Origin of the sequence: Anaerostipes hominis (ex Lee et al. 2021) (assembly GCF_002270485.1) — a bacterium.
GTDB classification, from domain to species: domain Bacteria; phylum Bacillota; class Clostridia; order Lachnospirales; family Lachnospiraceae; genus Anaerostipes; species Anaerostipes hominis.
This window is the reverse complement of the sequence record NZ_NQOG01000026.1, coordinates 21400-32288: the sequence shown is the minus strand read 5'-3', so window position 1 is coordinate 32288 and position 10889 is coordinate 21400. Positions and strand designations below refer to the sequence as shown.

The following is a 10889-nucleotide window of genomic DNA, read 5'->3' as shown; positions in this document are numbered from 1 at the left end:
TGCCCCCTGTTGACCGTGAAATCACGGTAGAACAGGCCATCATCATAGCAAGGAATCAAGGTTATAAGATCAAGTCAGCAACTGCATAACCTTAACTTTTCAATATTCACTTTTTAAAGTAGCCACCGGAAGATGGCTTATTTGTTATGCGATTAAATAAATGGATACCCTCTACTTCTCATTTTCAATCTTCTCCTCCAAATTTTTTATTTATCTGAACGGATCCAAAGACCGTACAAATCCTACTCAGTTCAATATTGAACATATATTCAGTATTGTTCAATAAAAAAAGGAACCGGTTTAAAAACCGATTCCCTGTAAATACATTTTTGATATCTTGTTTAATAGTTTCATGGCCCACTCCTCGCTTTCATAGTGGTATGCGATCTGCAATAGTGCATCTAAAAAATTATTGGCTATGATGTGTACAAACACTGGATCGTAATGCCTGCACAGATCCCGGTGCGAGTTCAGATGGCCCTCGATCTCACATACCAGGTTTTCCTTTTCACACTCATATTTTGTCTTAGTGCTTTTATCCATCATAATGATAAACTCTCTGTGGTGTCTGAAAAGACTTCTGATACAGTCCTCTTCCATCTGGCTCAGATACTGGTAATTCTGATGGTCCGATGATCCGCTGCCTTTCATGACCCGTTTCCAGTCAAAATGCACCGGGCGGAGGACTTCATCAAACAAAGCCTCTTTATTTTTATAATAAGAATAAATGAGACCAGCCGGTATCCCGGCTCTGTCAGCGATACTGCGCATGGTCGTCCGGACATATCCGTTTTCATAAAACTCCTCCAGGGCCGCATGGAGAATCCCCTGCCGGATCTCTTCTTTTAAGACTTGAGCCATAATCCCTCCTAATATTGAACTACCATTCAATATTATAATATATCTGATTCTTTGTCAACGGTAATTCCTAATAGAACTATATCTAAACCGTGTCATCCCGACATATTTTTTAATTTATTGACAGCTTGCGCCCAAATAGTTATAATTAGAACTGTTATAAAAATAACTTATATTAGAAAGGAATGTTTATGCAGAATCATGTTTTGACCTATGCAAACCATTTTAAGCATTTGTATCGGCAGACATTCCAGCCTTTGTCGGATCAGTACGGACTTTCGCAGCTGGAAATTGATGTCTTGCTTTTTCTAAAAAATAATCCAATGCATAATACTGCCAAGGATATCTCCATCATGAGGGGCTTTGCCAAATCCAATGTCTCGAAGGCCGTGGAATCTCTCAGAATGCAGAGGTATCTGTCTTCTTCTCCGGACCCTGTAAACCGGAAGGTGCACCGGCTGATCCTATCTGCTGATATGAAAGACCGGATTAATGCCCTGGCTGGCTGTCAGGAACAATGCTTTGCACTTTTGCTGGATGGTTTTTCTAAGGAAGAACGGGAAAAACTCCAGGAGTTTTTCAGCAGGATCGATGATAATATCACAAAGTCACTGAAAGAAAAAAAATAACAAGTATGAGGTAACGATTATGTTATATAAATTTATCATTTGTTTTTTGGCAGGAATCGGCGCGGGGCTGGGCACAGGTTTTGCCGGTATGAGCGCAGCCGCTGTCATCAGTCCCATGCTCATCGCCTTTCTCGGAATGAATCCTTACATGGCAGTGGGCATTGCCCTGGCAAGCGATGTGTGTGCCAGCGCTGTATCTGCCTATACCTATGGCAAACATAAGAACCTGGATATTAAAAACGGATTGGTCATGATGGCCTCCGTGCTATGCTTTACTTTAGTTGGGAGCTATATTTCAAGCCTTGTACCAAGCACAGCCATGGGCGGTTTTTCTACTTTCATGACCTTGCTGCTTGGAATTAAGTTCCTCGTCCGCCCGGTCATGACCACAAAAAGCAGCATGGAATCTGTGAACGCAAAAAAGAGATTCCTTCAGTCTGTCATCTGCGGTGCTGTTGTGGGATTTATCTGCGGTTTCGTCGGTGCAGGCGGAGGTATGATGATGCTTCTTCTGCTGACCAGTGTCCTGGGATATGAGCTGAAGACTGCCGTAGGCACCAGCGTTTTCATCATGACCTTCACAGCACTGACCGGATCCTTAAGCCATTTTGCCATCGGAGGACGCCCGGACATGTTAAGCCTGATATTCTGTGTATTAAGTACCTTCCTCTGGGCCAGGGTCGCAGCCAAATTTGCCAACAAAGCTTCAGCCATTGTATTAAACCGTGCCACCGGAGCGGTTCTCACGGTACTTGGACTGGCTATTGTTGCTGTGAATTATTTTTAGACAATCGGAAGGAGGACTTTCTTCCAAAGTATCGGTAAACTTTGTTTTTATAATTGATATAGTCATTTCCAAAGACCTTTGGTAAATACTGCTCTTCTTGTAATATCTGCAGATGAAGCATTATAATTGCAAAGACAGAAAAAATGAGTAGTATTGGATTAAAAAACATGAGCAGCAATCCTATGTATACACAATCAAACCCCAGAAAGGCCGGGTTCCTGCTGATTTGATAGATTCCGCTTGTTACGATTTCAGTTTTATCATTCTCTGCGATCCCGGCCCTCCAGCTGTCTTTCATTGTCTTTATCGAAAAAAAAGATCACATCTCCTGCCACAGCAAGTATCATAATCCCAACAATCTTCATATTATTCTCCCTTTCCAATTTGAAATGTTCACGATGATATGCCTAGGCATCATTCGGAAGATGCTGAAAGAACTGTACCACAAACGGAACGGTGATCACAAATGTCAGAAAATCCGCCACGGTCTGGGATACTTCCACTCCGGTGAGCCCCAACATACGAGGCAGCAAAAAGATCACCGGGATAAAGCAGATTCCGCTTCGAAGCATTGCCAAAAAGGAAGCGGTCCCATTTTTTCCGATGCTCTGGAACATCATGTTGGCACATACCGACATTGGCTGCAGAAACAATGTGAGAAGCTGGGCTCTTAACGCAAAGGTCCCGATCTCAATGACAGCGGGATCATTCCGAAACCAGCCTGCCAGCTGTGAGGATAGGAAAAAGTCCACCACCTGAGACACTGCCGTTGAAATCCCGGCTCCCAGGATCCCCATATGAAATTTTGTCATCAGTACCCAGTCTCCAAAAATATTCAGAAAACCTCCGGCTGTCAGACCGATCATAGCCAATGATGCCTTTCCCTCATACCGCAGAATATTGTTAAGAACAAAGCTGCTTGTCATCAAGGGCGCGGAAATAAGGATACAGGCGGCATAGGTTCTGGCATAAAGGAGGATTGTATCCGTACTGCCCGGCAGCCTCATCAGAGGATTCAGAAATTTTTATAATGCTCTGCCGCATTCTCTTCCACTTTTTCACCTTCTTTTTACTGTAAAAGTCCTGACAGCGTTTCCCTCACTCCATCATATAAAGCAGTGCATTTACAATACACGCCGCAATATTGCTCCCGCCTTTTCTTCCTCTTGCCACAATGTACGGAACTTCAGCATCCATGATCAGTTCTTTTGACTGGACCACATTGACAAATCCCACGGGAACCCCTATTACCAGATGAGGATCCAGTTTCCCTTCCCTGATCAGCTCATACAGCCTGACCAGTGCCGTCGGGGCATTTCCAACTGCAAAAATGAACTTCTCACCTAAAGCCGCCGCTTTGTCCATACTCGCCACAGCCCTTGTGGTGCCGTTTGTTTTTGCTGCTTCTGCAACATCTTTATCAGACATAAAACACTGAACTGTTCCTCCATACCGGGCCAGTTTCTTTTTATTGATCCCGGCCCTGCCCATCTGCGTATCTGTCACAATGGATGCGCCGTTTTTGATGGCATCTATGGCAAGCGATACTACATTATCCGAAAAGCAAAGATTTTTTGCGTAATCAAAGTCAGCGCTTGTATGAATACAGCGTTTTACAATAGGTTCTGTTCCGGGAATCAGAGGAAACTCCCCCAGTTCCTCTGTTATGATCTCAAAACTTCTTGCCTCGATCTGTGCAGGCTCCACATTCTCAAGTTCAATCTTCATCAGTCTTTTGCTCCTTTATCGAGGATTTCATATATTTTTTCCATATCCAGATGCTTTCTCAGTTCATCTGCCAGCAGATCATACTGATCTTCCTTTAACTGCCGGTAATCCGTCGCCGGAGCATCGGAAAGATTGATCCCTTTCTTTTCTCCAATGGCACGGACAATCTTTTCCGCCGTATCCGCAAGGTCAAAAATCCCATGGACATAAGTACCGTATACATTTTCCCTGCAAATTCCACATGGTTTCTTGACACCATTCACTCTATCTTCAAGACATATCATAGGCTTTCCATCACCATGTTGAGTAGAGACCCCCATATGGATTTCATATCCCTCAAAAGAGGCTCCTGAGAGCGAACATAAATCTCCATCCAGTTCAAGGAACCTTCCCTCTACCCGGCTTCTTGTTTTTTGTTTGGAAAAGACGGTGTCGATCGGGAGCAGTCCCATTCCTTTGACCATTCCGCCTGTCTCCACATGATGAGGGTCAGACAGCACTTCTCCCAGCATCTGATAGCCTCCGCAGATTCCAAAAATAATCGTTCCCCCGGAGGCTTCTTTCAGAATCATATTTTCCAAGCCGGACTGACGAAGCCACAGGAGATCCTCAATGGTATTTTTGCTTCCCGGAAGCAGGATCATATCCGGATCTCCGAGTTCTCCCGTTTTTTTTACATAACGCAGAGACACATTGGGAATGAGCTCAAAAACGTTAAAATCTGTAAAGTTAGACATTCTCGGAAACCGGATCACAGCAATGTCGACCAATTCCTTTTTTGTCTTCCGGTCAAACCTCTCGGTCAGGCTGTCCTCATCGTCGAGTTCAAGATTCATGTATGGGGTAACCCCTACGACGGGGATCTGCACTTTTTCTTCCAGCATCTCAATGCCGGGCTCCAGGATCGTTTTATCTCCCCGAAACTTGTTGATGATCATTCCTTTCACTCTTTTTTGTTCTTCCTCTGTCAGCAGAATCATGGTTCCGGTCAGCTGTGCAAAGACGCCTCCCCGGTCGATGTCTCCCACTAGAAGTACAGGTGCATTGACCAGCTCTGCCATACCCATGTTGACAATATCGTCCTGTTTCAGATTAATCTCTGCCGGACTGCCTGCACCTTCTATGACAATGATATCATTGTCCCTGCTCAAAGCATCAAATGCCTTTTGGATTTCAGGAACCAGTGTTTTTTTATATGCAAAATACTCCCTGGCGCTCATACTCCCAAGGACTTTCCCGTTTACGATTACCTGTGAGCCGGTATCGCTGGAAGGCTTTAAAAGAATCGGATTCATACAGACAGACGGTTCGATTCCCGCCGCCTCTGCCTGCATAACCTGAGCACGTCCCATCTCCAGTCCGTCTTTTGTTATGTATGAGTTCAGCGACATATTCTGAGACTTGAACGGAGCGGTTTTATAGCCATCCTGCTTAAATATTCTGCAAAGCCCTGCGGTAATAAGACTTTTCCCAACGTTTGACATCGTTCCCTGAATCATGATTGTCTTTGCCATGCTGTTTCTCCTTTCGAAAACGCCTGAAGGATCTGAATGAACCGCCTGTTTTCCTTTTCCGTCCGGACTGCGATCCTGAACCACCCCTTAGACAGCCCCTCATAATTTTCACAATCTCTGATCAGAATTGAGTTAGAAAGACAGTATTTATAAAAATCCTCCGGACCTTTAAAAAATAAATAGTTGGCTCTGGACCCATAAACTCGAAAGCCTGCTTCCTCCAATGCTTTTTTTAATATATGTTTCTGTGCAGCTACGAACCGTACTGACCGCTTTAAATAGGACTGCTCCGACAAAGCCGCAGTTCCTGCGGCCTGGGCAGGCGATGACACTCTCCATGGCTGAGTCACTTCCTCCATTCTGAAAAGAACATTTTCATCAGAACAGATACCGTATCCGAGACGGAGACCGGCCATGGCGTAACGCTTTGTAAATGCCTTCAGCAAAAAAATATTGCGGTTATGTTTCAGGCAGCCTGCCAGCTCATAGTCCTGTCCATCCGGGACGAAATCTAAGAAACACTCGTCCACTGCTAAAAAAACCTGATTTTTTCTGCACTCTTCTGAGAGTTTCAACAGTAATTCCCTGTCGGTCAGCTCTCCCGTGGGATTGTTCGGATTGCACAAAAACACCATATCCAGAGCCGGGGTGATCTCTGAAAGGATCTTCTCTGTCACAAGAAATTCCTCCTGCTCCGTCAAATAAAAATAGGTTATCTGACAGCCTACGCTTTTCAGTGCCTGTTCATATTCTGCGAAGGTCGGGGCCAGGATTAACGCCCTTTTAGGCTTTAACGCCAGTGTCAGGGCAAAAATAAGATCCGCGGCGCCGTTGCCGCAGATCAGCCAGGATTCAGGAACCTGTTCCCAGTCTGATAATGCCTTTTTTAATTTGCTGCAGTGAACGTCCGGGTAGTATTCGACGCCGTCGGCCGAATTCCGAACAGCTTCTCTGACACTCTCCGGCGTTCCGAGAGGATTTACATTGGCAGAGAAATCAGTCACATGCCCGTGACGGTAAATATCTCCCCCGTGTATATGTTTCTTCATGCCAATCCTCCTTCCGGTCAAAACTTCCATCCGATGCACATAAGTATAAACCCAAAAACGGCGGCTGCCAAGAGGCTGCATCCATACATGAGGCCGTTGGCTCTTTTTATATCCTCCGGCTCAGGAGGCCTTAAATCATCACCAATTGTAGGTTTTTCATATAGTTCTCCGAAGTACCAGGCATTTCCTGCCAGCCGGATGTGCAGAGCCCCTGCTGTCACTGCTTCCGTATGGGCGGCATTGGGACTCTTATGATTTCTCCGGTCTCGCCTGTAAATTTGTCTGGCCGCCAATACATCATTTCCAGTAAAAATACAGGCAGCGATCATGAACCATGCAGACAGCCTGGCAGGAATATAGTTTGCCAAGTCATCCAGCTTTGCCGGATATCTGCCGAAATTCAGATATTTTTCATTCTTATAGCCTACCATGGAATCCATCGTGTTGATGGCCTTGTAGAGAAACATCAGTGGGACACCGCCTAACGACATATAAAATAACGGGGCTACGACTCCGTCCGATGTATTTTCTGCCACTGTTTCCACGGCAGCCTTTATAACGCCGGTTTGGGTAAGTTCTTTTGTATCTCTTCCGACGATCATAGAGACTGCCTTTCTGGCCCCCGCAAGAGAGCCTTCAGTAAGCTCTCTGTAAACTTTCATACTCTCATCTTTCAAACCTCTGGCCGCCGTCAGCTGATAACATAAAAAAGACTCCAGGAGAAATCCTGCCGTCTGGCTCCAGCCGTACAGCATTTTCAAGACAAAAAACGGGAGGGCGAAGGAACCGGACCCGATCAGAAGGATCAGAAGAATCCCTCCTGCTCTTTCCCCGCGGGGTGTTTTAGGAAAAACAGCCCGGATTCCCTTTTCCACCGCAGAAATGGCTGAACCGATCAGGCGGATGGGATGATAGAGCCAGCGGGGATCACCAAACAGGAAGTCCAGAAAAAACCCAAACAATAACGCCGCTGCTCTTATTTCCATATGTCTGTTCCCTCTCTTCTTACATAGATTTCACGCCTCCCTGAGGCCCACTGTTTTTCATCTGTCTCTATTTCATATCCCTCCAGATTTTTCACCTGCCAGTGAAAATAATCTCTGTGAGGGATGGCAAAGCCGTCTAAAATACTCATGATCGTGCCTCCATGGACTACCATTGCAAAACTTTTATATTGATACTGTATGCAGTGCTCTATGCATAGACAAAACCCTTCAAGACACCTGACCTGAAACTCTTCTCTGCTCTCGCCTTCAGGAAATGGGAGGGTTCCATTACTGGCGATCCATTCCTGATACTCAGGCTCGCCGGATAACTCTTTGTAGTTCTTTCCCTCAAAAATGCCGAAATCACACTCAGTGAACTGTTCCCGGATCACAGACTTTTTTCCGCAGTAAAGAAGTCCGGCAGTCTGTATACACCGCCTCATAGGGCTTGTATAGACCACGTCTGTCTGCGGATATATCCTGTCCAGACACAGGCTTATCCCTTCTGTACTTAAAGCTTCATCTGTTCTTTTCCCGGCATAGCGGCCCAAAGCATTGCTCCCTGTCATGCTGTGCCGGATCAAATATCCTCTGATCATCCCTTGATCACCGTACCTATTCCGCACACGACCCGGTGCACTTCACTGCTCATCCCGGCAAGACAGGTAATAAGTCTCCCCTCTGTCTCCCGAAAGTTCCGGTCGAATGCATTTACCGGCACAACACCGCAGCCGAGTTCATTGGCTATGAGAACCAGCTCTGGATTTGCTTCGAAAATTTTCCTGGCTTCCTGTTCATAATCCTTTATGTCCGGCAGTTTCCGCCTGACCCATTCATGAAAATGATAAAGGCATTGGCAGGAATAAATCTCCTCCAAAGAACACTCCACTCCGTCTGTCATCTGGTCTCCCGAAATGCCGGTGACCCTTTCCGCATATTCTTTTTTTCCCTGAAATGCTCCTCCTATGATGATAATCATGACTGCTCCTTTACATTATTTTCTCTATTACGGCCAGGCATATGGCCGCAGACAGCTCACATATCTGCAGAAACCACCCTGCGAGATCCCCTGTGATGCCCCCAAACTGCTTCATCGAGATCCGGTAATACCAGACGAAGGATAAAACGGCTCCTCCGATGCACAAAAGTCCGGCGGCAGGATTCAGGAAGCACATGACGGCCGCAGAACCTGCCGCCGTCACAGCCGAGACTCCGCGCACCGCTTTTTTATGGGCAGCCCCGGAGAAGGATGCCGCAAGCCCTGTTTCTTTTGCCATGGGAAAAGAGGCGATAGAAAATGCACTCAACGCCCGCGACAGCACAAATCCCCAGGCAAGGATCAGAAGATTTCCTCTCCCGATCTCGCTGACGGCACCTCCATATGCCAGAAAATAGCACACACATGAAAGAACGGCAAATGCTCCGCAGTGGGGGTCTTTTAAAATAAGCAGCTTTTTTTCTCTGCCCCGGAAAGATCCCAGAGCGTCTGCAGTATCCATGAATCCGTCCATATGGATGCCTCCGGTGACAATGACCGGGATCAGAGTTAATCCCGCCGTGCGGGCCGGCATCCCAAAATCAAGAAAGCGGCTGAAATCGGACCAGCAAATGACAAGAAGTCCCACAATAACCCCGACTGCCGGAAAGAAACAAAGGGTATATTTCATATGTTCTTTTGTCCATTCACTTCCCGGCACGGGAATTCTGGAATACATGGAAAATGCGATTTTAAAACTGTTCCAAAGCTGGTTCATTTCTTTGCCTCATCCTTTCTGTCGCAGTGGAATCCCGCATACCACTTCCACCACCCGGTCTGCCAGCTCAGCCATCCGGCAGTTCAAAGCCCCAAGACATCTCTGATAGCGGATCGTTTCGGCGCCGTATTCTATTCCGTCTGAAAAAATCTCATTGGTGACAATACATACATCCTCTGCAAATGCCAGAAGATTTTCTATGCCGGAGAGAATGGAATCCCTTGTGTCAAGCCCAGCCCCCTCTTCTGTATACATTTCATTGGCCGTGAGATTTGACATACAGTCCAGCAGTACATGACACCCCTCCGGGAGATGGAGGGCAGAAAGCCCGGTAAAACATTCCACAGTGACAAATCCTTTGTCCCTCCTCATAGCCCGGTGTCTTTGAATTTTCTTTCCGGTCTCCTCATCAAACGGCATCATGGTTGCCACATAGATTTTCGGATCGTTCCAGGAATCTGCAAGACTCTCTGCATATTCTGATTTTCCGCTGCCGCTGCCGCCGGTGACTAATGTAAACATCCGGCCCTCCTTTCAGCCGAGAGGAACATACTGTTCCACGTTGATTTCATCAAAGGTGCTCATTTTTTCATAGATATCCAATGTCATGTCCAGCAAAGGAAACAGCATAAGAGCTCCTGTTCCTTCTCCAAGACTCATGCCGCAGTCCAGGCAGGCATCCAGCCCGAGCGCGTCCAGCAGCAGTCCTGCCGCCGGCTCCTTTGACTTGTGGGAAGGAAGCATGGAATGGACTGCATCTGGACAGATTTTCGCTGCCGCCAGAGCCGCTGTCCCGGAGATAAAACCGTCAACCACTATAGGAAGTTTTGCCGCTGCCCCGCCCAGAAAGAATCCTGTCAGAGCAGCCAGATCAAAGCCACCGACTTTGGAGAGAACATCCAGCGGGTCCTTACTGTCGGGACGGTGCATATTTACTGCCTGTTCGATCACCTGAATCTTGCGCCGGAGTCTCTGATGATCGAGACCCGCTCCCCGTCCGGTCATTTCTTCTGCCGGCCGGTTCAGAAGAACGGATGCGACCGCACTGCTGGTGGCCGTATTTCCGATACCCATCTCTCCGGTGGCCGCGATACAATAACCCTGCCGGGAAAGCTCAAATGCCATGGAAATTCCAGCATTGACGGCCCTGACGGCTTCCTCTCTGGTCATCGCAGGCTCTTTCAGCATATTTTTTGTTCCAAAAGCTGATTTCTTTTGGATCAGAGACGTCTCGCATGCGACTCCCACGTCCAAGGCAAACAAATCTGCACCCAGATGCCTGCACATTACACTGGAAGTGGCCCTGCCGTTTAACATATTTTCGGAAACGATCGCCGTGACTTCCTGTCCTGACTGGGAGATTCCCTCTTCCACGACTCCGTTGTCGGCACACATACAAACCAGTGCTTTTTTTGTGAGATTTATGTGCTCACTTCCGGTGATTCCCGCGATCTTTACGATCAGATCTTCCAGCTTTCCAAGGCTGTGCAGCGGTTTTGCTATGCTGTCCCAGCGCTCCCTGCACCGTTTCACAGCGTTTTCATCCGGTTTCTTGATATGACTGCTGATTTCTGTGATGTCCAT

At 46.9% G+C, this 10889-nt stretch carries 14 protein-coding genes; 2 read left to right on the top strand and 12 right to left on the bottom strand.

Annotation, left to right across the window (positions count from 1 at the left end; translation table 11 throughout):
* Positions 1–300: 300 nt before the first annotated feature.
* Positions 301–861, bottom strand: coding sequence for a TetR/AcrR family transcriptional regulator (locus CI597_RS15705; RefSeq protein WP_024727624.1), 561 nt, complete (start codon positions 859–861; stop codon positions 301–303).
* Positions 862–1049: 188 nt separating this feature from the next.
* Between CI597_RS15705 and CI597_RS15700 the strand changes: the two genes are divergently transcribed.
* Positions 1050–1487, top strand: a complete 438-nt coding sequence (locus tag CI597_RS15700; protein WP_034549396.1) for a MarR family winged helix-turn-helix transcriptional regulator — start codon at positions 1050–1052, stop codon at positions 1485–1487.
* A 19-nt stretch (positions 1488–1506) separates the two neighbouring features.
* Entirely contained in the window at positions 1507–2274 is a 768-nt protein-coding gene (locus tag CI597_RS15695) for a sulfite exporter TauE/SafE family protein (protein ID WP_024727625.1), read from the top strand.
* On the opposite strand, the gene CI597_RS19570 is transcribed toward CI597_RS15695, so the two are convergent.
* From CI597_RS19570 to cobT, 11 genes are all read right to left on the bottom strand, one after another.
* Complete coding sequence (locus CI597_RS19570) at positions 2249–2572, bottom strand: methyltransferase family protein (RefSeq protein WP_081723839.1); 324 nt, start codon at positions 2570–2572, stop codon at positions 2249–2251. The genes CI597_RS15695 and CI597_RS19570 overlap by 26 nt on opposite strands.
* 109 nt (positions 2573–2681) lie before the next feature.
* The gene (locus tag CI597_RS15685) at positions 2682–3284 is read right to left on the bottom strand and encodes a polysaccharide biosynthesis C-terminal domain-containing protein (protein ID WP_328514494.1); all 603 of its coding nucleotides are present in this window, start codon (positions 3282–3284) and stop codon (positions 2682–2684) included.
* Positions 3285–3372: 88 nt separating this feature from the next.
* Positions 3373–4002, bottom strand: a complete 630-nt coding sequence (locus tag CI597_RS15680; protein ID WP_024727627.1) for a precorrin-8X methylmutase — start codon at positions 4000–4002, stop codon at positions 3373–3375.
* Positions 4002–5516 carry a cobyric acid synthase gene (locus tag CI597_RS15675; protein ID WP_024727628.1) on the bottom strand — a complete coding sequence of 505 codons (1515 nt, stop codon included), beginning with the start codon at positions 5514–5516 and terminating at the stop codon, positions 4002–4004. The genes CI597_RS15680 and CI597_RS15675 overlap by 1 nt, the downstream gene beginning before the upstream one ends.
* On the bottom strand, positions 5498–6565 hold the full coding sequence (locus tag CI597_RS15670; RefSeq protein ID WP_024727629.1) for a pyridoxal phosphate-dependent aminotransferase: 1068 nt from the start codon (positions 6563–6565) through the stop codon (positions 5498–5500). The genes CI597_RS15675 and CI597_RS15670 overlap by 19 nt, the downstream gene beginning before the upstream one ends.
* Positions 6566–6582: 17 nt before the next feature.
* On the bottom strand, positions 6583–7551 hold the full coding sequence (gene cbiB, locus CI597_RS15665; RefSeq protein ID WP_024727630.1) for an adenosylcobinamide-phosphate synthase CbiB: 969 nt from the start codon (positions 7549–7551) through the stop codon (positions 6583–6585).
* Positions 7542–8150: a histidine phosphatase family protein gene (locus CI597_RS15660; protein WP_024727631.1), complete on the bottom strand. Its 609-nt coding sequence runs from the start codon at positions 8148–8150 to the stop codon at positions 7542–7544. The genes cbiB and CI597_RS15660 overlap by 10 nt, the downstream gene beginning before the upstream one ends.
* A complete protein-coding gene (locus CI597_RS15655; RefSeq protein ID WP_024727632.1) occupies positions 8147–8530 on the bottom strand; it encodes a bifunctional adenosylcobinamide kinase/adenosylcobinamide-phosphate guanylyltransferase in 384 nt (127 codons plus the stop codon). The genes CI597_RS15660 and CI597_RS15655 overlap by 4 nt, the downstream gene beginning before the upstream one ends.
* Before the next feature lie 10 nt (positions 8531–8540).
* Positions 8541–9305 carry an adenosylcobinamide-GDP ribazoletransferase gene (locus tag CI597_RS15650; protein WP_024727633.1) on the bottom strand — a complete coding sequence of 255 codons (765 nt, stop codon included), beginning with the start codon at positions 9303–9305 and terminating at the stop codon, positions 8541–8543.
* Between the two features lie 9 nt (positions 9306–9314).
* On the bottom strand, positions 9315–9827 hold the full coding sequence (locus CI597_RS15645) for a bifunctional adenosylcobinamide kinase/adenosylcobinamide-phosphate guanylyltransferase (protein ID WP_024727634.1): 513 nt from the start codon (positions 9825–9827) through the stop codon (positions 9315–9317).
* Between the two features lie 12 nt (positions 9828–9839).
* Complete coding sequence (gene cobT, locus CI597_RS15640; RefSeq protein WP_024727635.1) at positions 9840–10889, bottom strand: nicotinate-nucleotide--dimethylbenzimidazole phosphoribosyltransferase; 1050 nt, start codon at positions 10887–10889, stop codon at positions 9840–9842.